The 23,310-nt window shown below is 68.9% G+C and carries 19 protein-coding genes; 5 read left to right on the top strand and 14 right to left on the bottom strand.

Translation table 11 applies throughout. From position 1 onward, the window contains the following. Nucleotides 1–76 precede the first annotated feature (76 nt). Entirely contained in the window at nt 77–886 is an 810-nt protein-coding gene (locus AC1RGU_RS02320; RefSeq protein ID WP_492694450.1) for a helix-turn-helix domain-containing protein, read from the bottom strand. A gap of 88 nt (nt 887–974) precedes the next feature. Next, the gene (locus AC1RGU_RS02315) at nt 975–1,928 is read right to left on the bottom strand and encodes a LysR substrate-binding domain-containing protein (RefSeq protein WP_492696437.1); all 954 of its coding nucleotides are present in this window, start codon (nt 1,926–1,928) and stop codon (nt 975–977) included. 106 nt (nt 1,929–2,034) lie between these two features. Here AC1RGU_RS02315 and AC1RGU_RS02310 point away from each other — a divergent pair, with 106 nt between their 5' ends. Continuing rightward, the gene (locus AC1RGU_RS02310; RefSeq protein WP_492694448.1) at nt 2,035–3,348 is read left to right on the top strand and encodes an MFS transporter; all 1,314 of its coding nucleotides are present in this window, start codon (nt 2,035–2,037) and stop codon (nt 3,346–3,348) included. Here the strand turns inward: AC1RGU_RS02310 and AC1RGU_RS02305 are convergent. After that, on the bottom strand, nt 3,309–4,376 hold the full coding sequence (locus AC1RGU_RS02305; RefSeq protein WP_369631876.1) for an adenosine deaminase: 1,068 nt from the start codon (nt 4,374–4,376) through the stop codon (nt 3,309–3,311). The two genes, AC1RGU_RS02310 and AC1RGU_RS02305, sit on opposite strands and share 40 nt — an antisense overlap. A 233-nt stretch (nt 4,377–4,609) precedes the next feature. Here AC1RGU_RS02305 and fabA point away from each other — a divergent pair, with 233 nt between their 5' ends. The 3 genes from fabA to AC1RGU_RS02290 all read left to right on the top strand — a co-directional run bounded on the left by fabA (nt 4,610) and on the right by AC1RGU_RS02290 (nt 6,853). Further along, complete coding sequence (fabA, locus tag AC1RGU_RS02300) at nt 4,610–5,125, top strand: 3-hydroxyacyl-[acyl-carrier-protein] dehydratase FabA (RefSeq protein ID WP_095744206.1); 516 nt, start codon at nt 4,610–4,612, stop codon at nt 5,123–5,125. A gap of 10 nt (nt 5,126–5,135) precedes the next feature. Beyond that, nucleotides 5,136–6,356, top strand: coding sequence for a beta-ketoacyl-ACP synthase I (gene fabB, locus AC1RGU_RS02295; RefSeq protein ID WP_492694446.1), 1,221 nt, complete (start codon nt 5,136–5,138; stop codon nt 6,354–6,356). Between the two features lie 104 nt (nt 6,357–6,460). After that, a complete protein-coding gene (locus tag AC1RGU_RS02290; protein ID WP_095744204.1) occupies nt 6,461–6,853 on the top strand; it encodes a nuclear transport factor 2 family protein in 393 nt (130 codons plus the stop codon). 6 nt (nt 6,854–6,859) lie between these two features. Here the strand turns inward: AC1RGU_RS02290 and AC1RGU_RS02285 are convergent, their stop codons facing one another. The 11 genes from AC1RGU_RS02285 to AC1RGU_RS02235 form a co-directional block, all read right to left on the bottom strand. Then, complete coding sequence (locus AC1RGU_RS02285; RefSeq protein ID WP_492694444.1) at nt 6,860–7,237, bottom strand: hypothetical protein; 378 nt, start codon at nt 7,235–7,237, stop codon at nt 6,860–6,862. Nucleotides 7,238–7,321: 84 nt separating this feature from the next. Continuing rightward, nucleotides 7,322–8,491, bottom strand: a complete 1,170-nt coding sequence (locus AC1RGU_RS02280; protein WP_062477516.1) for a BMP family ABC transporter substrate-binding protein — start codon at nt 8,489–8,491, stop codon at nt 7,322–7,324. A 52-nt stretch (nt 8,492–8,543) separates the two neighbouring features. Then, on the bottom strand, nt 8,544–9,464 hold the full coding sequence (locus AC1RGU_RS02275; protein WP_492694442.1) for an ABC transporter permease: 921 nt from the start codon (nt 9,462–9,464) through the stop codon (nt 8,544–8,546). Between the two features lie 3 nt (nt 9,465–9,467). Then, nucleotides 9,468–10,631 carry an ABC transporter permease gene (locus AC1RGU_RS02270; RefSeq protein WP_062477508.1) on the bottom strand — a complete coding sequence of 388 codons (1,164 nt, stop codon included), beginning with the start codon at nt 10,629–10,631 and terminating at the stop codon, nt 9,468–9,470. Then, entirely contained in the window at nt 10,618–12,168 is a 1,551-nt protein-coding gene (locus tag AC1RGU_RS02265) for an ABC transporter ATP-binding protein (RefSeq protein ID WP_492694440.1), read from the bottom strand. Before AC1RGU_RS02265 ends, AC1RGU_RS02270 begins: the two co-directional genes overlap by 14 nt. Before the next feature lie 99 nt (nt 12,169–12,267). Beyond that, nucleotides 12,268–13,665, bottom strand: coding sequence for an NCS2 family permease (locus tag AC1RGU_RS02260; protein WP_095744200.1), 1,398 nt, complete (start codon nt 13,663–13,665; stop codon nt 12,268–12,270). Between the two features lie 76 nt (nt 13,666–13,741). Continuing rightward, complete coding sequence (locus tag AC1RGU_RS02255) at nt 13,742–14,734, bottom strand: LysR family transcriptional regulator (protein WP_095744199.1); 993 nt, start codon at nt 14,732–14,734, stop codon at nt 13,742–13,744. Nucleotides 14,735–14,828: 94 nt separating this feature from the next. Further along, nucleotides 14,829–17,288 carry a xanthine dehydrogenase molybdopterin binding subunit gene (gene xdhB / locus AC1RGU_RS02250; RefSeq protein WP_492694439.1) on the bottom strand — a complete coding sequence of 820 codons (2,460 nt, stop codon included), beginning with the start codon at nt 17,286–17,288 and terminating at the stop codon, nt 14,829–14,831. 2 nt (nt 17,289–17,290) lie between these two features. After that, nucleotides 17,291–18,904, bottom strand: a complete 1,614-nt coding sequence (gene xdhA / locus AC1RGU_RS02245) for a xanthine dehydrogenase small subunit (RefSeq protein ID WP_492694438.1) — start codon at nt 18,902–18,904, stop codon at nt 17,291–17,293. Between the two features lie 186 nt (nt 18,905–19,090). Beyond that, on the bottom strand, nt 19,091–19,870 hold the full coding sequence (locus AC1RGU_RS02240) for a sulfite exporter TauE/SafE family protein (protein ID WP_083259231.1): 780 nt from the start codon (nt 19,868–19,870) through the stop codon (nt 19,091–19,093). A 277-nt stretch (nt 19,871–20,147) separates the two neighbouring features. Next, nucleotides 20,148–21,062: a LysR family transcriptional regulator gene (locus AC1RGU_RS02235; RefSeq protein WP_095744196.1), complete on the bottom strand. Its 915-nt coding sequence runs from the start codon at nt 21,060–21,062 to the stop codon at nt 20,148–20,150. Nucleotides 21,063–21,149: 87 nt separating this feature from the next. Between AC1RGU_RS02235 and AC1RGU_RS02230 the strand changes: the two genes are divergently transcribed. After that, on the top strand, nt 21,150–23,309 hold the full coding sequence (locus AC1RGU_RS02230) for a thiamine pyrophosphate-dependent enzyme (RefSeq protein ID WP_492694436.1): 2,160 nt from the start codon (nt 21,150–21,152) through the stop codon (nt 23,307–23,309). Nucleotide 23,310: the final 1 nt, after the last annotated feature.

The raw sequence follows: 23,310 nt of genomic DNA, 5'->3' as shown, positions 1-23,310 counted from the left end.
GCTTAGGCAGGCAGACCTGTTGCGGCTTGAACGCAGCCGCTGTCCTGCGCCGCGCCTGGAGACCTTCGAAGGCGCCTCAGTGCGCGAGCCCGCGCCCCCACGCGTGCGAGGCCTGCTCGTCGGCCGTCACGCGCACCTGGTTCGACAGGAAGGACGGCGACAGGCCGAAGTAGCGCTGGAAGGTGCGGCTCATGTGCGCCGCGTCGGTGAAGCCGCTGACCAGCGCCACGTCGGTCAGCGGGCGGCGCGCGGTGAACTGCTGCACCGTGCGGCGCACCTTGGTCCACAGCGCATAGCGCTTGATCGACACGCCCACCTGCTGCGCGAACAAATGCGTGAGCCGGTCGGGCGAGAGAAAGGCCAGCGCCGACAGCTCGCGCAGCGGGATCTGCCCCGCATGCGTGCGGATGGCCTGCAGCACGCGGTCGATGCGCGGGTCGATGACGGCCTGCAGCTCGGGGCACTCGGTGATCGACGTGACCAGCTTCGAACTCAGCACCTGCAGGCGCCGGTCGGACAGCACGCCGTGCTGCGCCGGCTCGAAGTCGTCGCGCGCGCGGCCGAAGCGGCGCGCGTCGAGCGGCTGGATGCCGTGGCCGCCCAGGTGCCGCGAGAGCATGCGGTAGGCGCTGGAGGCCGGGTCGAGGTTGAGCGACAGCAGCCCGCAGCCGTCGACGTCGAGCCGGCGCGACACGTGCGGCCCCACCAGCGCGGCGGTGCAGCGCACGCGCGTGCCGTCGACCGCCTCCAGCGTGAAGGGATGGCCGCTCACCGAGGCCAGCAGCGTGGCCGACGAACGGGCCGTGAGCCCCGACTGGATCGCCGGCGTGATGTAGAGGAACCTGTCGTCCCACAGGTGCAGGGAGTTGTGCCGCGTGGTGGTCATGCCGTCTCGCTTGGGTCTTGTCTCTTGTACTTGTCTCCAGCGGCGGATTCTCACGCATCGCGGCAGCGGCCCGCGCAAGGGCCTGCGCTCAGCGGGGTTGCACGGTCTCGAGCTGCAGATGCTGGCGCACGGCCTCCAGCAGCAGCGTGGCCAGCCGGCTCGCCGGCGCCTCGGCGCGGGCCTGCGCGCGGTACAGCACGAGCGAGATCTGCGGCAGCGCCGGCAGCGAGAGCACCGCGCGGTCGAGCGCGCGCACATGCGCAGGCAAGCCGAACGGCGTGCGCACGGTCAGGCCCAGCCCGGCCGAGGTCGCGGCCCACAGCGCCGCCAGGCTGGCGCTGCCGAAGGCGCGGCGCCACGGCAGGCCGGCGCGGTCGAGCGCGGTGATGACGATCTCGCGCAGCGGGCACGGGGCGTCCAGCATGATGAGCGGCAGCGGCTCCTTGCTCTTCACGGCGCGAACGCCCGCGCGGTGCTCGCGCTCGGTCCACCAGGGCGCATCGACGCGCTCGGGCGCCGTGGGGCCGATCCACAGTAGCGGCATCCGCGCCACGCGCTCGGCATGCGGCGACAGCGGCTGGTCGCCCGCGTCCCATGCCAGCGCCAGGTCGAGCTGGCCCAGCTCGAGCCGCTCGCGCAGCTCGGCGCTGCGCGCCACGCAGGCCTCGATGCGCACCTTGGGGTGGGCGCGCGCGAAGCGGCCGAGCACGGCCGGCAGCAGGGTCTCGCCGAAGTCTTCCTGCAGGCCCAGCCGCACCCAGCCCTGCAGGTCGGCGCCGCGCAGGGCGGCGCTGGCCTCGTCGTTGAGCTCGAGCATGCGGTGCGCGTAGGCCAGCAGCGTCTCGCCCGCATCGGTGAGCGCCAGGCCGCGCCCCTCCTTGCGGAACAGCACGGTGCCGGCCTGCGACTCCAGCTTCTTGAGCTGTGCGCTCACGGCCGAGGTCGAGCGGCCCAGCTTGTCGGCCGCGCGCGCGTAGCTGCCGAGGGCCATGCCGGTGGAAAAGGTGCGCAGCACGTCGAGGTCGAACATCACCTGGGTCATCGCGGGTCCTTGCATGAGGCTTTTCGATCATCCTGAATTTCAGGATGATCCGCTCATTATTTTCTGATTTTCAAAACCTTTGCAGCGGCGGACACTGCGCTGCAACATGACCCATTCGCCCTCCTCCACCCCGCTGTCGCCCCGCCACCGCTGGAAGGTGCTCGCCGCCGGCGTGGCCGCCAACGCGGCCTTCTCGGTCGCCTTCAGCGGCATTCCCATGACCGCCGTGCTCATGCGCACCGGCTACCAGCTGGACAACGCCGCGCTCGGCCTGGTGCTCGGCCTCATGGGCCTGGGCATCGCCGTGAGCGAGCTGCCCTGGGGCCTGCTGACCGACCGCTGGGGCGACCGCCCCGTGCTGCTGGCCGGGCTGGGCAGCACGGCGATCGCGCTGGTGGCGATGGCGCTGTGGGCCGCGCCGGGCGCCGGCCATGTGCCGGGCCTCGGCGTGCTGGGTGCGGGGCTGCTGCTGGTGGGCCTGCTCGGCGGCAGCGTGAACGGCGCCAGCGGGCGCGCGGTGATGACCTGGTTCGACGCCGGCGAACGCGGCCTGGCCATGAGCATCCGCCAGACCGCCGTGCCGATGGGCGGCGGCATCGGTGCGCTGGTGCTGCCCTTCGTGGCGCTGCACTACGGCTTTGCCGCGCTGTACGGCCTGCTCGCGCTGCTGTGCGCGCTGAGCGCGGCGATGAGCTGGGCCTGGGTGCACGAGCCGCCCGTGGCGCCCCGCCACACGAACATGGAAGCGCCGGCGCCGAAGACCGGCCCGCTGCGCGATGTGCGCGTGTGGCGCATCGTGGCCGGCATCGGCATCCTGTGCGCGCCGCAGTTCGCGGTGCTGTCCTTCGGCACGGTGTTCCTGCACGACTTCGGCCACGTGGGCCTGGGCACGATCACCGCGGCCATGGTCTTCGTGCAGGTCGGCGCGATGGCGATGCGCGTGTGGAGCGGCCGCTGGACCGACCGCCGGCGCAACCGCCCAGCCTACCTGCGCGCCTGCAGCGCGCTCAGCGTGCTGCTGTTCGCAGGCTTGGCTGCGCTGGTGATGGCGGCGGGCACCGAGCCGCCGTCCATGTCTCTACGCTTGGCGCTGATCGCGCTGCTGACCGTGAGCGGGGTGTGCGTGTCGGCCTGGCACGGCGTGGCGTACACCGAGCTGGCCACGCTGGCCGGCGCGGCGCGTGCCGGCACCGCGCTGGGCATGGCGAACACCAGCGTGTTCCTCGTGTGCTTCGTCACGCCCTTCTCGATTCCGCACCTGCTGGCGCTGCAGGGCTGGCCGGTCGTGTGGCTGGCGGCCAGCGCCTGTGCGCTGGTGGCGATGCCGCTGCTCGTGCCGCGCCGCGACGCCGGTCCCGGCGCCTGCACGGCAGAGCTGGCTCAGAAGGTCGCGAAGACGGCGTTGAGCCGGTCGACGTAGGCGCGCTTGGCGGCCGCGTCGATGAAGCTGCCCTCGAAGCTGTTGGCCGCGAGCTGCCAGGCCTGCTGCACGCCCAGGCCGGTGGCGGCGAAGGTCTGCGTGAAGTTCTGGTTCATGTAGCCGCCGAAGTAGGCCGGGTCGTCCGAGTTGACGGTGGCGACCAGCCCCGCGTCGAGCAGCGCGCCCAGGTTGTGCTGCGACAGGTCGGGGAACACGCACAGCTTGAGGTTCGACAGCGGGCACACGGTGAGCGGAATGCGGTCCTGCGCCAGCCGCTTCATCAGTGCCGGGTCTTTCGCGCTTTGCACGCCGTGGTCGACGCGCTCGACCTTCAGCACGTCGAGCGCGCTCCACACGTAGGCCGGCGGGCCCTCTTCGCCCGCGTGCGCGACGAGGTGAAAGCCCAGTTCGCGGCAGCGTGCGAACACGCGCGCGAACTTCTCGGGCGGGTGGCCGACCTCGCTCGAGTCGAGCCCCACGCCGATGAACTTGTCGCGGTACGGCAGCGCCTGCTCCAGCGTCTCGAAGGCCTCTTCCTCGCTCAGGTGGCGCAGGAAGCACAGGATGAGCGAGGCGCTCACGCCCAGCTTGGGCAGCGCATCGACGCAGGCGCGGTGCAGGCCGTTGACCACCGTCTCCATGGCCACGCCGCGCGCCGTATGCGTCTGCGGGTCGAAGAACATCTCGGTGTGCACCACCTGGTCGGCGGCGGCGCGCTCCAGGTAGGCCCAGGCCATGTCGTAGAAGTCTTGCTCTTTCAGCAGCACGCTGGCGCCGGCGTAGTAGATGTCGAGGAAGGTCTGCAGGTTGGTGAAGGCGTAGGCCTTGCGCAGGTCTTCCACGCTGGCATACGGGATCGAGACACCGTTTCGCTGCGCGAGCGCGAAGATCAGCTCGGGCTCGAGCGAGCCTTCGATGTGCATGTGCAGCTCGGCCTTGGGCATGGCGCGCAACAACTCGGGCAGGCGTTCGGCGGGGATGCGCTGCGCGAAGCTGGGGTCGAAGAGGGGGCGGCTGGAATCGGTCATGGGGCGTGGGAAATCGACGTTGTGATCGCGCACAGCATAAGGGCAGACACCCTGCGCGGCATCCCCGAAAACGTATACGCTGCCAGCCCCATTTCCCCCAAACTGATCTGGGTCAAATCGGGCCATGGCGGATGCGCTAGGCTTGGACCCCGGCAGGCCCGGCATCGGGCGTGTTCCCTCCAATCCGCGCGCAGCGTGCATTCGTGCCCTGGCGCCGTCCTTGATCGACTCGCATGACCCTACAAAACGCCTTCACCCGCGAAGACCTGCTGCGCTGCAGCCGCGGCGAACTGTTCGGCCCCGGCAACGCACAGCTGCCCGCTCCGAACATGCTGATGGTGGACCGCATCACCCACATCAGCGCCGAGGGCGGTACCTACGGCAAGGGCGAACTCACGGCCGAGCTCGACATCACGCCCGACCTGTGGTTTTTCGCCTGCCACTTCGAAGGCGACCCGGTCATGCCCGGCTGCCTGGGCCTGGACGCCATGTGGCAGCTGGTGGGCTTCTTCCTCGGCTGGCAGGGCCTGCCGGGCCGCGGCCGTGCGCTGGGCTCGGGCGAAGTGAAGTTCACGGGCCAGGTCCTGCCGACCGCCAAGCTCGTCACCTACAACATCCAGATCAAGCGCGTGCTCAAGGGCAAGCTGAACCTGGCCATCGCCGACGGCTCGGTGAGCGTCGACGGCCGCCAGATCTACACCGCCGAGGGCCTGCGGGTCGGCGTGTTCACTTCCACCGACAACTTCTGAGGGTTTCGCCATGCGACGCGTCGTCATCACCGGTCTGGGCATCGTTTCGTGCCTGGGCAACGACAAGGAGACCGTCTCCGCCAACCTGCGCGCCAGCCGCCCCGGCATCCGGTTCCAGCCGGCCTACGCCGAAATGGGCCTGCGCAGCCAGGTGGCCGGCTCCATCGACCTTCCCCTCGAAGACCTCATCGACCGCAAGCTCTACCGCTTCGTCGGCCACGCGGCGGCCTACGCCTACCTGGCCATGAAGGACGCCATTGCCGATGCCGGCCTGACCGAGGAGCAGGTGTCCAACCCGCGCACCGGCCTCATCGCCGGCTCGGGCGGCGCCTCCACGCTGAACCAGATGGAAGCGCTCGACCTGCTGCGCGAAAAGGGCGTCAAGCGCGTCGGCCCCTATCGCGTGACGCGCACCATGAGCAGCACCGTGTCGGCCTGCCTGGCCACGCCCTTCAAGATCAAGGGACTGAACTACTCCATCGCCTCGGCCTGCGCCACCAGTGCGCACTGCATCGGCAACGCCATGGAGCAGATCCAGATGGGCAAGCAGGACATCGTGTTCGCCGGCGGCGGTGAAGAAGAGCACTGGACCCAGTCGTTCCTGTTTGACGCCATGGGTGCGCTGTCCACCAAGTACAACGACACGCCTGAAAAGGCCTCGCGTGCCTACGACGCCGACCGCGACGGCTTCGTCATCGCCGGCGGCGGCGGCATGGTCGTGGTCGAGTCGCTCGACCACGCACTGGCACGCGGCGCAAAAATCTACGCCGAGATCGTCGGCTACGGCGCCACCTCCGACGGCTACGACATGGTCGCGCCCAGCGGCGAAGGCGCCGTGCGCTGCATGCAGATGGCGCTGTCGACCGTCGACACGCCCATCGACTACCTGAACACCCACGGCACCTCGACGCCCGTCGGCGACGTCATGGAAATGAAGGGCGTGCGCGAAGTCTTCGGCGACAAGGCGCCGGCCATCAGCTCCACCAAGAGCCTGTCGGGCCACTCGCTGGGCGCCGCCGGCGTGCACGAGGCGATCTACTGCCTGCTGATGATGGAAGGCAACTTCATGGCCGGCTCGGCCAACATCGAGGCGCTCGACCCCGAAGTGGCCGACATGCCCATCCTCACCGCCACGCGCGAGAACGCTACCGTCGACACCGTGATGAGCAACAGCTTCGGCTTCGGCGGCACCAACGCCACGCTGGTGCTGAAGCGCTGGCAAGGCGCGTAGCCCGGCCGCCTGCCGGCCCCGTCGCGCCCGCGACGACGGGCCCGCAGGCGCTTCGCTAGACTGGGTTTTCCGTTCTTCCATCCATCCACCGCGCGAGGAGACCCATGGCGATCGACACCCTTTCCACCTGGCACCGGCTCGTCAAGACACGCGACGTGGCGGGGCTCGACGCCCTGCTGGCCGACGACGCCGTCTTCCTCTCGCCCGTGGTGCACCGGCCGCAGGTCGGCAAGGCGATCACCAAGCAGTACCTGGCCGCGGCCTTCCAGGTCTTCTTCAACGAGAGCTTTCGCTACGTGCGCGAACTCCAGGGCCCAAACGACGCCGTGCTCGAGTTCGAACTCGAGCTGGACGGCATCGCCATCAACGGCGTGGACATGATGAAGTGGAACGCCGAAGGCCGGATCACCGAGTTCAAGGTGATGCTGCGGCCGTTGAAGGCGGTGAACCTGATCCATCAGAAGATGGCGGCGCAGCTGCAGGCGGCGGCGCAGTAAGCGGGCTCAGGGGCAGGCCAGTTCCGTCTTGGCCACGGCACACAGCCGGGCCTTCTCGGCCGCGGGCAACGTGAGCCCCGGCATCAACCCGTCCAGCCGCAGCACCGCCGGGTAGAGGCGCGTGTCCTGCGGGTTCTTGCGGTAGGCGCGCAGCACCAGTTGCTGGCCTTCCTTGCCGCAATGCTGGCGCTGCTGGCGCGCCACTTCCTTGTCGTGCGCCGAACCGTCGCCGTTGAATTCGCCGGCGAAGTGAAAGCACATTTCCGCGTCGTCCACGGCCTTGCGCAAGCGCTGCTCCTCTTTCGAGAACGCCGGCGGTGCGGCGAACGACATCGACACGGCCAGCAGTGCCGCACCTGCCGCCATGACCCTCTGCAGCTTCATGGTGTGAATCCTTTTCCTGAATGAAAAAAGGGCCGTCCGCAGACGACCCTTCTCGTGGCAATCGCCGAAGCGATCGACCAATGATTACTTCTTGTCGCCGCCCGGCACCTTGCCTTCGACGCCCTTGACGTAGAAGTTCACGCCCGACAGGAACTTGTCGTCGGCGACCGCGTCCTTGGCGATCAGCTCCTTGCCGTCCTGGCCGACGATCGGGCCCTTCCAGATCGAGAAGCTGCCGTCCTTCAGGCCCTTCTTGATTTCCTCGACCTTGGCCTTGGCTTCGGCCGGCACGTCTTCGGCGATCGAGACGATGTCGATCGCGCCTTCCTTCACGCCCCACCAGGTCTGGCCGGTGGCCCACTTGCCGTCCAGCGCGTCCTGCGTGGTCTTGATGTAGTACGGCGCCCAGTTGATGATGGCCGAGCCCAGGTGGGCCTTCGGGCCGTAGGCGGTCATGTCGGAGTCCCAGCCGAAGGCGCGCTTGCCCTTCTCTTGGGCGGTCTTGAGCACGGCCGGCGAGTCGGTGTTCTGGAACAGCACGTCGGCGCCGCCGTTGATGAGGGCGGTGGCGGCTTCGGTTTCCTTGGGCGGGCTGAACCACTCGTTCACCCACACGACCTTGGTCGTGATCTTCGGGTTGACCGACTGCGCGCCCAGCGTGAAGCTGTTGATGTTGCGCAGCACTTCAGGAATCGGCACCGAGCCGACCACGCCCAGCGTGTTGCTCTTGGTCATCGAACCGGCGATCACGCCGGCCATGTACGCGCCTTCGTAGGTGCGGCTGTCGTAGGTGCGCATGTTCTCGGCGGTCTTGTAGCCGGTGGCGTGCTCGAACTTCACGTCCTTGCTGTCGTTGGCGACCTTGAGCATGGGTTCCATGTAGCCGAAGGTGGTGCCGAAGATCAGCTTGTTGCCCTGGCCCACGAAGTCGCGGAACACGCGCTCGGCATCGGCCGACTCGGGCACGCTTTCGACGAAGGTGGTCTTGATCTTGTCGCCGAATTCCTTCTCGAGCGCCTTGCGGGCGTTGTCGTGCGCGAAGGACCAGCCGCCGTCGCCCACGGGACCGACATAGGCGAATGCGATGTTCAGCGGGGCCGCCGGTGCGGGCGCCGGGGCGGCCGCGGGGGCCGGCGCCGGCGATGCTGCGGGGGCGGCCGCCTCTTCCTTCTTGCCGCAGCCGATGAGGGCCGCCGAAGCCACCGCGGTGAGGGCGGCGAGCTTGAGAAGGGAACGCTTGTTCAGATCATTCATTGTCGAAATCCTCGGAAGAAAAGGACGGGTTGGCAAAAAAACGAGAACGCGATTATGAGCCGGGGTAGAACGGTTTCCCCATCGAAGCCGGCATGTTGATGCGGATGAAGGCGGGGTTGCGCGAGATCAGCGCCAGCACCACGATCGGCGCGATGTACTGGGCCATGCTGAGGAACTGCGAGGGCACGTCGACGCCGCTGCTTTGCAGGTGGAAACCCAGCATCGAGACGCCGCCGAACAGGTAGGCGCCGAGCAGCACGCGGATCGGGCGCCAGGTGGCGAAGGTGGTCAGCGCCAGCGCGATCCAGCCGCGGCCGGCGACCATGCCCTCGACCCACAGCGGCGTGTACGCGGTCGACAGGTACGCGCCCGCCAGCCCGCACAGCGCGCCGCCCGCGATCACCGCCAGGAAGCGGATGCGCCGCACCGGGTAGCCCAGCGCATGCGCCGACTCGGGCGACTCGCCCACCGAGCGCAGCACGAGGCCGGCGCGGGTGCGGTACAAAAACCAGATGAGCCCGATGGTCAGCAGCACGGCCACGTACACCATCGGGTGGTGCCGGAACAGCGCCGGGCCGGCCAGCGGAATGTCGGCCAGCACGGGAATGGCGAAGGGCGTGCTCTCGGGCAGCTTGGCCTGCACGAAGCTGATACCCGCGAAGGCCGAGAAGCCGACGCCGAACAGGCTCAGCGCGAGCCCCGTCGCGTACTGGTTGGTGTTGAGCCAGATCACCAGCACGCCGAAGAAGGCCGCGAGCAGGGCACCGGCCGCCATGCCGGCCAGGAAGCCGAGCCACGGGTTGTGCGTGATGACCACCGTCGCGAAGCCCGCGATGGCGGCGCACAGCATCATGCCCTCGGCGCCGAGGTTGACGACGCCGGCCTTCTCGTTGATCAACAGGCCCAGCGCCGCGATGGCGAGCACGGTGCCCGCGCTCAGGGTGGAGCCCAAGAGGAGTGCGTAGCTTTCCATGGTTCAGAGACCCCCTTCGGTGGCACGCGCGGTCGGCGCAACGGGCGCGGTCGGCGCGGTGATGGGCGTGCTGACCTGCAACGAACTCGTGGTCAACGTGGCGGCCTTGGCGCCGGCCTTGCGGCGGATGCGGTAGGCGATGAGCGTGTCGCAGGCCAGGAGCGTGAACAGCAGCAGGCCCTGGAACACCCCGGTGAGCGACTTGGGCAGGCCCAGGCGCGACTGCGCGAGTTCGCCGCCGATGTAGAACATGCTCATCAGGATCGCCGAGAAGATCATGCCCACCGGATGCAGCCGCCCGACGAAGGCCACGATGATGGCCGCGAAGCCGTAGCCTGCGGGCACATAAGGCGTGAGCTGGCCGATGGGGCCCGCCACTTCGAGCGCGCCCGCCAGGCCGGCCGCGCCGCCCGAGGTGAGCAGCGCGATCCACACCGCGCGGCGTGCCGAGAAGCCGGCATAGCGCGCCGCCGCAGGCGCCAGCCCGCCGACCTGCTGCGCGAAGCCCGCGCGCGTGCGGAACAGGAACACCCACAGCGCGCCCGCGCCGACGAGCGCGATGATCAGCCCGATCGACACGCGCGAGCCCTTCATGAGCCGCGGAATCTGCGTCACCGCCTCGAAGGTCTTGGTCTGCGGGAAGTTGTAGCCCTGCGGATCTTTCCAGGGCCCGAAGACCAGGTAGCTCAGCATCAGCGTGGCCACGTAGACCAGCATCAGGCTCACGAGGATTTCGTTGGCGTTGAACTTGTCGCGCAGGAACGCGACGATGCCCGCCCACACCATGCCCCCCAGAATGCCCGCCAGCAGGATGGCCACGACGATCCAGCTGCCGGTGCTCTTGTCGGCCAGCAGCGCCACGCCGCCCGCCGCGATGGCGCCGCACACGAACTGCCCTTCGGCGCCGATGTTCCAGACGTTGGAGCGAAAGCACACGGCCAGGCCCAGCGCAATGATGAGCAGTGGCGTGGCCTTCACCATCAGCTCGCCGATGGCGTAGCCGCTCTTGATCGGTTCGTAGAAGAACACCTGCAGGCCCTTGACCGGGTCCTTGCCGAGCGCGGCGAACAGCGCCACGCCGATGAGCACGGTGATCAGCAGCGCCAGGATCGGCGAGCCGTAGCTCCAGAAGCGCGACAGCTCCGGGCGGGGTTCAAGCTTGAGCATGCGCGCCCTCCTTCGTGTTGTTGTTCTGGTGGGGCTGTGCCTGCGGCCACAGGCCGCTCATCCACTCGCCGATCTGCGGCAGCGTGGCCGCCGCGCGGTCGATCGAGGGCGACAGCCGCCCCTTGGCGATCACGTGCAGCCGGTCGCAGATGTTGAACAGCTCGTCCAGCTCCTCGCTGATCACGAGCACGGCGCAGCCGGCATCGCGCAGCGCCAGGATCTCGGCGTGGATGAGCGCGGCCGCACCCACGTCCACGCCCCAGGTGGGTTGCGAAACGATGAAGAGCTTGGGGTTGGCGTCGATCTCGCGACCGACGATGAATTTCTGCAGGTTGCCGCCCGACAGCGAGCGCGCCGCCGCGCCCGGGCCGCCGGCCTTCACCTTGAAGCGATCGATGATGGAACGCGCCTGCTTGTCGAGCTCGGCGGTGCGGATCCACCCGCCCTTGCCCACCGCGTTGCTGCGCGTGAGCAGCAGGTTGTGCGCCAGGCCCAGCGTGGGCACGGCACCGCGCCCCAGCCGTTCCTCGGGCACGAAATGCAGGCCCAGCGCACGCCGCGCACGCGGGCGCAGCCGGCCGGCCGGCTGGTCGAACACGCGCACCATGGCGGGCTCGGCGCGCACGTCCTCGCCCGAGAGCGTGTACAGCAGTTCCTTCTGGCCGTTGCCCGAGACGCCGGCGATGCCGACGACCTCGCCCGCGCGCACGTCGAACGAGATGCCGTCCAGGTCGACGCCGAACTGGTCTTCGCGCGCCAGCTTCAGGCCCTGCACGCGCAGCGCCACCGCGCCGGCATGCAGCGGGCGGTGCTGCAGCGGCGGCGGCTCGCTGCCGATCATGAGGCGCGAGAGCGACTCGGTGCTCTCGTTGCGCGGGTTGCACACACCCGTGACCTTGCCGCCGCGCAGCACGGTGCAGGCCGTGCACAGCTCCTGGATCTCGTTCAGCTTGTGGCTGATGTACAGGATGCTGCAGCCTTCCGAGGCCAGCTTGTTCAGCACGCCGAACAGGCGGATCACGGCCTGCGGCGTGAGCACCGAGGTCGGCTCGTCCAGGATCAGCAGCTTGGGGTTGGTGAGCAGCGCGCGGATGATCTCCACCCGCTGCATCTCGCCCACCGACAGCGTGTGCACGGGGCGCGAGGGGTCGATGTCCAGCCCGTATTCGCTGGCCTTGGCCGTGATGCTGCGGGCCACCTCGGCCAGCGCGAGCGACTTGTCCAGGCCCAGCCAGACGTTCTCGGCCACGGTGAGCGTGTCGAACAGGCTGAAGTGCTGGAACACCATGCTGATGCCCAGCGCGCGCGCCTGCTGCGGGTTGCGCAGGTTGACCGCCTGACCGTCGAAGGTGACGGTGCCTTCGTCGGGCTTGACCGAGCCGTAGATGATCTTCATCAGGGTCGATTTGCCCGCGCCGTTCTCTCCGAGCACGGCATGGATTTCGCCGGGCTGCACGGCCAGGGAGATGTCGCTGTTGGCCACCACCGCGGGGTACCGCTTGGTGATGTGCGCCAGCTGGAGTCTGGGGGTTGTCATGCCGGGTTTCGTGGGTTTGTCTCGTTCAACATCAACAAGCGGGGACAGCTATAAGTTTAATAGCGTCCCCGCGACCATCGGCGCCCGACGGCGCGTCCTTCAGTGTCCGCCGATGTAGGCGAACTTGAACAGGAAGATCGCCGCGATCACCCACACCATCGCATGCACTTCCCGTGCCCGGCCGGTGCACAGCTTGAGCACGGCGTAGGTGATGAAGCCGAAGGCCAGGCCGTTGGCGATCGAGTAGGTGAAGGGCATGGCCAGCGCCGTGACGGCGGCCGGGATCACCTCGGTGGTGTCTTCCCAGTCGAGCTCGACCAGGTCGCGCAGCATCAGGCAGCCCACGAACAGCAGCGCCGGTGCGGTGGCGTAGGCCGGCACCGAGCCCGCCAGCGGCGAGATCATCAGGCAGGCCAGGAACAGCACCGCCACCACCACGGCCGTGAGGCCGGTGCGGCCACCGGCTTGCACGCCGGCCGCGCTTTCCACGTAGGCCGTGGTGCTCGAGGTGCCCAGCAGCGAGCCCGCGAAGATCGCGCCGCTGTCGGCCAGCAGCGCCTTGTTCATGCGCTCCATCTTGCCCGGCACCAGCAGGCCCGCGCGCTTGGCCACGCCCATCAGCGTGCCGGTGGCGTCGAACATCTCGACCAGGAAGAACACCAGCACCACGTTCAGGATGCCGCCCTTGAGCGCGCTCAGGATGTCCAGCTGCATGAAGGTGGGCGCGATGGACGGCGGTGCGTCGAACACGCCGTGGAACTTGTTGCCGCCGAAGAAGAACGACAGCACCGTCACCGTGAGGATGCCGATCAGGATGGCGCCGCGCACCTTGAGCCGGTCGAGCGCCACGATCATGAGGAAGCCGATGGTCGCCAGGATCACGGGCGCCGAGTGCAGGTCGCCCAGCGTGACGAAGGTGGCCGGCGAAGCCGCGACCACGCCCGCGCTCTTGAGCGCGATGAGCGCCAGGAACATGCCGATGCCCACGGTGATCGCCGTTCGCAAGGACTGCGGTATGCCCGCGATGAACAGCTCCCGCAACCCGGTGACCGTCACGATCAGGAACAGGCACCCGGAGATGAACACCGCGCCCAGCGCGGTCTGCCACGTGTAGCCCATGCCGAGCACGACCACGTAGGCGAAGTAGGCGTTCAGGCCCATGCCCGGCGCCATGGCGATCGGGTAGTTGGCGTACAGGCCCATGATCAGCGTGCCGATGGCTGCGATCAGGCAGGTGGCGACGAAGACGGCGCCCTTGGGCATGCCCGCGTCCCCGAGGATCGACGGGTTCACGAAGATGATGTAGGCCATCGTCAGGAAGGTGGTCAGCCCTGCGATGACTTCGGTGCGCACGGTGGTGTTGTGCTCGGTCAGCTTGAAAAAGCGTTCCAGCAGACCCGTGCTGGCCGGTGCGGTGGCCGCGCGCAACGGCGCCGCCTCGGTGGCCCCGGCGGCCCGGGGAGTGGTGGCCTTGGGCACCTCTTCATACCTGTTCATTTCGCTTGTCTCCAGCTGTTGTATGTGGCGGTTCGTTCATCGTTGCCTCGGTCGCGACGCCGGCGCGACGGAGGGCTCAGGGAGGATCGGAAAGCGGCTCAGCCGGCAGGGCTCGGGCGGCAGCAGGCGCGGCATCGAAGCCGGGCCGCAGCGACGCCGCCACGCCCTTGATGCATTCGCGCAGCCAGCGCGCGGAGCTCGACGAATGCGTGCGTTCGTGCCAGAGCTGGTAGTACATGAGGCGCGGCAGCGCGGCCGGGCACTCGAGGATCTTCACGGGCAGCCGTGCGGCGAAGCGTTCGCAGTACTGGCGCCCGGTGGTCAGCACCAGCAGGCTGGAGGCCACCATGTCCGGGATGAGGCTGAAGTGCGCGCAGCGCGCCGTGATGTTGCGCTGCCGCCCCAGCTCGTCGAGCATCTGGTCGATGATGCCGCGCCCGCCCGGATGCATGGGCGTGGGCGCAATGTGCTCGGCCGCCAGCCAGGTCTCCAGGTCCCAGCCGCGGCGCACCGCCGGATGGTCCTGGTTGACCAGCGACACCACCTCGTCGCCAAAGAGGCGCGCCATGTGCAGGTCTTCCGGCGGCTTGAGCCAGTTGCCGATCACCAGGTCGACCTGCCCGAGCGCCAGGTGCCCGTGGTAGTCCGAATCGGGCGAGAGCGCATGGATCTCGATCTGGCACAGCGGCGCCTCGCGCTTGACCTGCGCCACCAGCATCGGCAGGAACAGCGGGTCCATGTAGTCGCTGGCCGCGATGCGGAAGGTGGTGGCCGCCGACTGCGGCTCGAAGCCGCGCGCATCCGAGAACAGCATCTCGGCCGCCCGAAGAATGCTGGCCGCGGGCTCGATCATGCGAAGCCCCGCATCGGTGGGCACCATGCCCGAGCCCGATCGCACCAGCAGCGGGTCGCCCGACAGCTCGCGCAGGCGCTTCAGCGCGGCCGAGACGGCCGGCTGGTACATGCCCAGGCGGATGGCGGCGCGCGAGACGCTGCGGTCGGTCAGCACGGTATGAAGCACCCGAATCAGATGAAGGTCGATCTTGTCGAAAAGCGCCTGGTCTCTCATGGCTGTTCACACCTTTCTTGTCTGTGCGAACAGTTATACAGCGCAGCATTTGGAGAACGGAAGGACGCTCGGACCGTGCGAGCACGGCCGGTGCTCATTCGCCAGAGGCTGCCTGCACCGCGATCAGGGCGCGGAGGATGGATTCGCTCGTGGCCGGCGCCTTCAGCGGCGGATCGACCCGGTGCCCGCCCGCGGCCGACACGGCATCGCGGATGGCGAAGAACACCGAGAACGGCAGCAACAGCGGCGGTTCGCCCACGGCCTTGCTGCGGTGAATCGAGTCTTCGAAGTTCTGGCCCTCGAACAGGCGCACGTTGAACACCGGCGGGCAGTCGTTGGCCGTCGGGATCTTGTAGGTGCTCGGCGCGTGCGTGGTGAGCTTGCCGCTCGCCGGGTGCCACACCAGTTCTTCGGTGGTGAGCCAGCCCATGCCCTGGATGAAGGCGCCCTCGACCTGGCCGATGTCCACGGCCGGGTTCAGCGACTTGCCCGCGTCGTGCAGGATGTCGGCGCGCAGCAGCTTCCATTCGCCCGTGAGGGTGTCGACCACCACCTCGCTCACCGCCGCGCCGTAGGCGTAGTAGTAGAACGGGCGGCCCTGCATCTTGTCCTTGTCCCAGCTCAGGCCGGGCGTGGCGTAGAAGCCGTCGGACCACAGCTGCTTGCGGTCGAGGTACGCCTCGCCCACCACGGTGCTGAAGGCCAGCGTGCGGCCGTTCACCTCGACCTGGTCGTTGGCAAAGCGCACGTCGGCGGCGTTGCCGCCATGGCGCTCGGCGGCGCAGGCGGCCAGGCGTTCGCGGATCTGGCGGGCGGCGTCCTGTGCGGCCTTGCCGTTCAGGTCGGCGCCGGTCGAGGCGGCCGTGGCCGAGGTGTTGGCCACCTTGGTCGTGTCGGTCGCGGTGACGCGCACGCGCTCGAAGCTCACGCCCAGCTCGTGCGCCACCACCTGCGCCACCTTGGTGTTCAGGCCCTGGCCCATCTCGGTGCCGCCGTGGTTCACGAGGATCGAGCCGTCGGTGTACACATGCACCAGCGCGCCGGCCTGGTTGAAGTGCTTCACGTTGAACGAGATGCCGAACTTCAGCGGCGCCAGCGCCAGCCCGCGCTTGAGCACCGGGCTCTTGGCGTTGAAGGCGGCGATCTCTTCGCGGCGCAGGCGGTAGTCGCTGGTTTCTTCCAGCTCGGCCACGAGTTCGTGGACGATGTTGTCGGTCACGGTCTGGCGGTACGGCGTGACGTTGTTCTCGCCCTTGCCGTAGAAGTTGACGCGCCGCACGTCGAGCGGGTCGCGCTTCAGTTCGCGCGCCACCGAGTCCATGATGTTCTCGATGGCGATGGCGCCCTGCGGGCCGCCGAAGCCGCGGAACGCCGTGTTGCTCTGCGTGTTGGTCTTGCCCGAGAAGCCGTGCATGCTCACGTTGGGCAGCCAGTAGGCGTTGTCGAAGTGGCACAGCGCGCGCGTCATCACCGGGCCCGACAGGTCGGCCGAATGGCCGGCGCGCGACACCATCGTGATCTCGGCGCCGAGGATGCGGCCCTCGTCGTCGTAGCCCACCTCGTACTCGTACCAGAAGCAGTGGCGCCGCCCGGTGACCATGAAATCGTCGTCGCGGTCCAGGCGCAGCTTCACGGGGCGCTGCAGCTGGCGCGCCGCGATGGCCGCCACGCAGGCGAACAGCGCCGACTGCGATTCCTTGCCGCCGAAGCCGCCGCCCATGCGCCGGCATTCCACATGCACCTCGTTCGAGGACAGGTGCAGCGCGTGCGCCACCAGGTGCTGCATTTCGCTCGGGTGCTGCGTCGAGCAGTGGATGTGCAGCGTGCCGCCCTCCTTCGGGATGGCGTAGCTGATCTGGCCTTCGAGGTAGAACTGTTCCTGCCCGCCCACGTCGAGCGTGGCCTGGTGGCGGTGCGGTGCCTTCGCGATGGCGGCGCGCACGGCGGCCTCGTCGCCTCCGTTGGCGGCCCCGCCGCTGCGCACGATGTGCATCGGCGGCACCACGTACTGGCCGCGCGCATGCGCGTCCTGCGGCGTGATGACGGGCGGCTGCGCCTCGAGGGTGATCGCGTCCTTGGCCTTGGCGGCGGCGCGGCGCGCGGCATCGCGGGTTTCGGCGATCACGGCGAACACGGGCTGGCCGAGGTAGCGGATCTCACCGCCGTCGTTCACGGGCAGCAGGATCGGGTCGTCGTGAATGATCGAGCCGCAGTCGTTGGTGCCGGGAATGTCGTCGGCGGTGAGCACCGCGACCACGCCGGGCATGGCGCGGATGGCGTCGAGCGACAGCGCCGTCACGCGGCCGTTGGCGGCCGGCGACAGGCCCAGCGCGCAGTGCAGCGTGCCGGCGAGCTCGGGAATGTCGTCGATGTAGGTGGCTTCGCCGGCCACGTGCAGGTGCGCCGACTCATGCGGGCGGCTGATGCCCACGCGCATGCCGCGGCCGTGCGCCAGCGCTTCGGCGCCCACGTCGATGCGGGCGGCGGTGTTCTTCAGGTAGTCGGCAAAGGCCTCGGCGGGCTGCAGCAGGCGGGCGTCGATGGGTTTGTTCATGGTCAGAGTCCTTCCGCCGCAACCTTGGCAACGACATGGGGCATCACGCTCCAGACGCTGGTTTCTTCGATGGACAGCGCGTCCTGCGTGCGGGTTTCGAGCCACAGGCGCTGGATCAGGTTCTGCGCCACCTGCAGGCGGTAATCGGCCGAGGCCCGCATGTCGGAGAGCGGCTTGAAGTCCTGTGCCAGCGCCAGCTTGGCGGTGGCCACGCTGGCCTGCGTCCAGGGCTTGCCCACGAGCGCGGCTTCGGCGTTGGCGGCGCGCTTGACGGTGGCGGCCATGCCGCCGAAGGCCAGGCGCACGGCCTTCACCGTGTCGCTGCCGGCTTCCAGTTCGATGGCGAAGCCCGCGCACAGCGCTGAGATGTCGCAGTCGAAGCGCTTGCTGATCTTGTAGGCGCGCACCTGGCGGCGCATGGCGGCCAGCGGCACGGCCAGGCCCTGCACGAACTCGCCGGGCTGCAGCTCGTTCTTCATGTAGTCGAGGTAGAACGCGGGCAGCGGCATGCGGCGCACGACGTCGCCGCGGCGCAGCTCGATCTCGGCGTCGAGCGACATCAGCACCGGCGGCGAGTCGCCGATGGGCGAGCCGTTGGCGACGTTGCCGCCCATGGTGCCGGCGTGGCGGATCGGCGGCGAGGCAAAGCGCAGCCACACGTCGGCCAGGCTGGGCACGCGCTCGACCAGCGCGCCGAAGGCGGCTTCGAGCGAGGCGCCAGCGCCGATGTAGAGCTCGTCGGCGCGCTCTTCGACCGTCTTCATCTCGGCCACGTCGCCGACATAGATGATGTCGCCGAGGTCGCGGAACTGCTTGTTGACCCACAGGCCGACGTCGGTCGAGCCGGCCAGCAGCTGGGCGCGCGGCTTCTGCACGCGCAATGCGGCGAGCTGGGCCAGGGTCTTGGGGGCGTGGAAGTGGTCGATGCGGGCGCCCAGCGGGGCCGCGTAGTCCAGGCCGTCGTTTTTCAGCGCGGTGAGCGCGGCCACCACGGGGGCGGTGTCCAGGCGCACGGCCGGCAGGTCGAACATGCGCTGGCCGGCGTCGAGGATGGGGCGGTAGCCGGTGCAGCGGCACAGGTTGCCCGACAGGTCGTCGGCCAGCTGCTGGCGCGTGGGCTGCGTGCCCTCGGCCTGGTGGTGTTCGTAGGTGGCCCACAGCGACATCACGAAGCCCGGCGTGCAGAAACCGCACTGCGAGCCGTGGCAGTCGACCATGGCCTGCTGCACGGGGTGCAGCGGGTGGACGGCGTGCTTGGCGGCGGGTTCCGTCTTGGGCTTGCACTGCGATGCGCACTGGCCCTTGAGGTCTTCGACCGTGAACAGCGCCTTGCCGTGCAGCGTGGGCAAAAACTGGATGCAGGCGTTGACGGTCTGCAGCTGCAGGCCGTCGACCGCGCCGGGTGCGTGGGCGTCGGTGGCCAGCTCGCCGATGACGACGGTGCAGGCGCCGCAGTCGCCTTCGTTGCAGCCTTCCTTGGTGCCGGTGCAGCGCGCATCTTCGCGCAGCCAGTCGAGCACGGAGCGGGTCGGATGGACCCCGCTGACGTCGACGATCTTTCCGCGATGGAAGAAGCGGATCGGTTGAATCGGTGTACTGCTGCTCTCGGTGCTCATGCTTTTTCAGGCTCGTGGGCGGCCCGTCATGGGCCAGTCATGGACGTTAGCGGCTTGCGTGGGGTCTTGCATACGGGCACGCCCATAACGCGTATGTGAGGGTCGGTATGCCACGTCCGGGGAAACCCTTGGATTGACGCTGCAATTCCCGGGCCACGCCGGAAACCGAGGGTTTTCAGCCGTTTTTCAGCCGTGTGCGATGGCGGTCCAGGCGGTGGCAAGCAGCGTCACGCCGGCCACGAAAAGCAGCCCGGCGACCAGCCATTGCAAGGTGCGCGGCTGCAGCTTGTTCGGCAGACGGTGGTGCAGCCGCGTCGCGGCGTAGACCACGGGCATGGCGCAGCCGGCCAGCAGCGCCGAGTGCCACGAGAAGTGGCCCGTGGGCACCACGATGACGAGCCGCACGAGCGAGTTGAAGGCGAACATCAGCAGCAGCGCGCGGCGCACGAGTTCGCGGTCCAGCGGCTGGCGGTACATGTGGAAGACGATGGGCGGTCCGGAGGCGGAAAACAACCCGCCCAGCACGCCCGAGAGCCCGCCGATGAGGGCGAAGCTGGTGCGGCCCGACACGGCCGGCAGCGGCTTGCCCTGCAGCAACAGCAGCACGGCGCAGATCAGGATCGACACGCCCAGCAAGCCCCGCAGCCACGACACGGCGCTGCCGCTGAGCCACACGAGCAGCATGAGCCCGACGATGACGCCGACAGTGCTGCCGTTGAGCGCGGGCTTCATCAGCTGCCAGGGCACGGGGCCGGGGCGCGCGCGGAAGTAGGTCCAGGCGTTGATGAGGCTCAGCACGGTCGCGGCATTGGCCGCGTCGTTCACGCTGGCGATGTCGAACACCGACACGAGGCCCAGCAGGATGAGGCTGAACGCAAAGCCCGTGAGGTTCTGCGCGTAGGTGGCCAGGCCCACGCAGGCCATGAAGATCAGGACCGGGACGGCCCCGGAAAGAATCGCTTGCACCGGGGGTTTCGTCAGCGCGCGCCGAAGCTTGCGGGACGGTGAAGGGAGACGGGGGAAAGGGGATGCGGGACGGACATTCGGACGGGGATCGGGGGACGGGGCGCGAGGCGGGAACGCTTGAGAATAACGCGACCTGCGCATGAGCGTTCGGGGTGCGCGCCCAGGCCACCGGGTACTTCCCTCCGCGAATGTCCCCCGGCCTGCGGCCTCCTCCTTGATTTCGCTGCGGGAAGCACCCAGTGCCCTGGTCACGAGGGGCGCTGCGGGTGTTCGCAGGTCAGCCGCGCTCCGAGAACAACGCCACGATCACCTGCCGCAACCACCGGTTGCCCGGGTCGGCCTCGAAGCGCTTGCTCCAGTGCAGCGACACGGTGAAGTCGCGCAGCGGAAACGGCGGCTCGACGATGGCGTAGCCGCCCTCGGCCGCGAAGCCGCGCGCGATGTTGCGCGGCATCACGACCGCGAGGTCGGTGGCGCGCACGATGGCCGGCAGCACCATGAAGTGCTCGGTCGTCAGGCGCAGGCGGTCCTCGAGGTTCAGCAGCTGCAGGATGCGCAGCGTGTCGGCGTGGGTGCGCACGGCCACGTAGTCGAGCTCGTGCAGCGCGGCCAGCAGCGCCTGGCCGCTGCGCCGGCGCTTCACGAAGGGATGGTCGTGGCGCAGCAGCACGATGTAGCGGTCTTTCAGCAGCTGCGTGCGCTGGGTGTCCTCCACGTGCGGCAGGAAGCCGAAGGCGAAGTCGACCCTGCCGCTGTCCAGCGCGGTGGCGATCTCGCCCGGCGCGAGCGGCATGGTCTCCACGCGCACGCCCGGCGCCAGCTCGCGCAGCCGCGCCATCAGCGCGGGCAAGAAGCGGCCCTCGCCGATGTCGCTCATGTGGATGCGGAACAGCTTGCGCGACGCGGCCGGGTCGAAGCGCTCGGGCTCGGCCAGCGCCTGCTGCAGCATCGCCAGCGCCGACTGCACGGGCACCGCCAGCCGCTCGGCGCGCGGCGTGGGCGCCACGCCGCCGAGGCTGCGCGTGAACAGCGCGTCGCCCAGCAGCAGGCGCAGCCGCGTGAGGCCGTGGCTGGCCGCCGGCTGCGTGAGGCCCAGCGCCTCGGCGGCGCGGCTCACGTTGCGGGTGCGGTAGACGGCGTCGAACAACCGGAGCAGGTTGAGGTCGACCGAATCAATATGCACCCCATTCATATTCGATAGCTGGCTCATTGCATTGAAGTATGACGCAGGCCCGCCCACACTCCCGCGTTCTCCCCACGACAAGAAGCACGAGACACGATGGAAGTTTCATTCAGCAAGGAAGTGGAAATGCTGCGCCTGGGCGCGGGCGATACCTTCCACGGCGAGGGCATCCTCGCGATCACCAAGGGCCTGCTGCAGTCGGGCGTGGCCTACGTCGGCGGCTACCAGGGCGCGCCGGTGTCGCACCTGCTGGACGTGATGGTGCAGGGCAAGGCCTACATGGACGAGCTGGGCGTGCACGTCGAGGCCTGCTCCAACGAGGCCTCGGCGGCGGCGATGCTCGGCGCGTCCATCCACTACCCGCTGCGCGGCGCCGTGACCTGGAAGTCGATCGTCGGCACCAACGTGGCGGCCGATGCGCTGTCGAACCTGTCGTCGCCGGGCGTGACGGGCGGCGTGCTGATCGTGGTGGGCGAGGACTACGGCGAAGGCGCCAGCGTGATCCAGGAGCGCACGCACGCCTACGCGCTCAAGTCGAGCATGTGCCTGCTCGATCCGCGGCCCGACCTGGGCGTGATGGTGCGCATGGTCGAGCAGGGCTTCCAGCTGTCGGAGGCCTCGAACATGCCCTGCCTGATGGAGCTGCGCATCCGCACCTGCCACGTGCGCGGCAGCTTCGACTGCAAGGACAACATCGCGCCCGCCGTGTCCACGCGCGCGCTGATGGACGAGCCCGCGGGCTTCGACTACATGCGCCTGGCACACCCGCCCGTCACCTTCCGCCACGAGAAGCTCAAGGGCGACGAGCGCATGCCGGCCGCGCGCCGCCACATCATCGCCAACGGCCTCAACGAGCTGATGCCCGGCCGGCGCCACCCCGACCTGGGCATCGTGGTGCAGGGCGGGCTGTACAACGCGCTGATCCGCAGCCTGCAGCAGCAGGGCCTGGCCGATGCCTTCGGCGACACCGACATCCCGATCTTGGTGCTCAACGTGACCTACCCGCTGGTGCCCGAGCAGGTGGCCGACTTCTGCATCGGCAAGCGCGCGGTGCTGGTGGTGGAAGAAGGCCAGCCCGAGTACATCGAGCAGGACATCGCCACCTTGCTGCGCCGCCGCGACATCCAGACCCCGCTGCACGGCAAGGACCTGCTGCCGCAGGCCGGTGAGTACGGCGTGGAGGTGCTGTCGGGCGGCCTCGCGGCCTTTGCCGAACGCTACCTCGGCGCGAGCGAAGCCGCCACGTCGGCGCAGGCCTGGCTGGCCGGCAACCGCGAACGCCGCGAAGCGGTGGCGCGCCGACTCGATGCGCCGCTGCCCAACCGCCCGCCGAGCTTCTGCGTGGGCTGCCCCGAGCGGCCGGTGTTCTCGGCCCTCAAGCTGGCGCAGCAGGAGACCGGGCCGGTGCACATCGCGGCCGACATCGGCTGCCATGCCTTCGGCACCTTCGAGCCGTTCTCGATGGGCCACTCGATCCTCGGCTACGGCATGAGCCTGGCCAGCCGCGCGGGCGTGGCGCCGATGATGAACCGGCGCACGCTGTCGATCATGGGCGACGGCGGCTTCTGGCACAACGGCCTGCTCACGGGCGTGCAGAGCGCGCTGTTCAACGACGACGACGCGGTGCTGCTGATCTTCAAGAACGGCTACACCTCGGCCACCGGCACGCAGGACATCATCTCCACGCCCGACGACGAGATCAAGGAACGCGCCGTCGACAAGCAGCAGAGCCTGGTCGACAAGAACCAGACCATCGAGGCCACGCTGAAGGGCCTGGGCGTGCAGTGGATGCGCACCGTGACCACCTACGACGTGGAGCGCATGCGCAAGACCCTCACCGAGGCGCTCACGAGCGACTTCAACGGCCTGAAGGTGGTGATCGCCGAGGGCGAGTGCCAGCTCGAGCGGCAGCGCCGCATCAAGCCGTGGATCGCCGGCCTGCTCAAAAAGGGCAAACGTGTGGTGCGCGTGAAGTACGGCGTCGACGAGGACGTGTGCAACGGCGACCACGCCTGCATCCGCCTGTCGGGCTGCCCCACGCTCACGCTCAAGGACAACCCCGATCCGCTGAAGGTCGACCCGGTGGCCGTGGTCATCGACGGCTGCGTGGGCTGCGGCCTGTGCGGCGCCAACGCGCACGCGGCCACGCTGTGCCCGAGCTTCTACCGCGCCGAGGTGGTGCAGAACCCGAAATGGCACGAACGCCTGCTGCACGGCCTGCGCAGCGCGATCGTCGGCGCCCTGCGGCCGGCATGAA

It is taken from the genome of Variovorax sp. GW823-FHT02B07 (assembly GCF_058797695.1).
The sequence above is the reverse complement of the archived record's forward strand: the minus strand, read 5'-3'. Positions and strand labels throughout refer to the sequence as shown.

Coding starts and splice junctions, on each gene's coding strand:
- AC1RGU_RS02320 (WP_492694450.1), bottom strand. CDS start 886: ATGACCACCACGCGGCACAACTCCCTGCACCTGTGGGACGACAGGTTC.
- AC1RGU_RS02315 (WP_492696437.1), bottom strand. CDS start 1,928: ATGACCCAGGTGATGTTCGACCTCGACGTGCTGCGCACCTTTTCCACC.
- AC1RGU_RS02310 (WP_492694448.1), top strand. CDS start 2,035: ATGACCCATTCGCCCTCCTCCACCCCGCTGTCGCCCCGCCACCGCTGG.
- AC1RGU_RS02305 (WP_369631876.1), bottom strand. CDS start 4,376: ATGACCGATTCCAGCCGCCCCCTCTTCGACCCCAGCTTCGCGCAGCGC.
- fabA (WP_095744206.1), top strand. CDS start 4,610: ATGACCCTACAAAACGCCTTCACCCGCGAAGACCTGCTGCGCTGCAGC.
- fabB (WP_492694446.1), top strand. CDS start 5,136: ATGCGACGCGTCGTCATCACCGGTCTGGGCATCGTTTCGTGCCTGGGC.
- AC1RGU_RS02290 (WP_095744204.1), top strand. CDS start 6,461: ATGGCGATCGACACCCTTTCCACCTGGCACCGGCTCGTCAAGACACGC.
- AC1RGU_RS02285 (WP_492694444.1), bottom strand. CDS start 7,237: ATGAAGCTGCAGAGGGTCATGGCGGCAGGTGCGGCACTGCTGGCCGTG.
- AC1RGU_RS02280 (WP_062477516.1), bottom strand. CDS start 8,491: ATGAATGATCTGAACAAGCGTTCCCTTCTCAAGCTCGCCGCCCTCACC.
- AC1RGU_RS02275 (WP_492694442.1), bottom strand. CDS start 9,464: ATGGAAAGCTACGCACTCCTCTTGGGCTCCACCCTGAGCGCGGGCACC.
- AC1RGU_RS02270 (WP_062477508.1), bottom strand. CDS start 10,631: ATGCTCAAGCTTGAACCCCGCCCGGAGCTGTCGCGCTTCTGGAGCTAC.
- AC1RGU_RS02265 (WP_492694440.1), bottom strand. CDS start 12,168: ATGACAACCCCCAGACTCCAGCTGGCGCACATCACCAAGCGGTACCCC.
- AC1RGU_RS02260 (WP_095744200.1), bottom strand. CDS start 13,665: ATGAACAGGTATGAAGAGGTGCCCAAGGCCACCACTCCCCGGGCCGCC.
- AC1RGU_RS02255 (WP_095744199.1), bottom strand. CDS start 14,734: ATGAGAGACCAGGCGCTTTTCGACAAGATCGACCTTCATCTGATTCGG.
- xdhB (WP_492694439.1), bottom strand. CDS start 17,288: ATGAACAAACCCATCGACGCCCGCCTGCTGCAGCCCGCCGAGGCCTTT.
- xdhA (WP_492694438.1), bottom strand. CDS start 18,904: ATGAGCACCGAGAGCAGCAGTACACCGATTCAACCGATCCGCTTCTTC.
- AC1RGU_RS02235 (WP_095744196.1), bottom strand. CDS start 21,062: ATGAATGGGGTGCATATTGATTCGGTCGACCTCAACCTGCTCCGGTTG.
- AC1RGU_RS02230 (WP_492694436.1), top strand. CDS start 21,150: ATGGAAGTTTCATTCAGCAAGGAAGTGGAAATGCTGCGCCTGGGCGCG.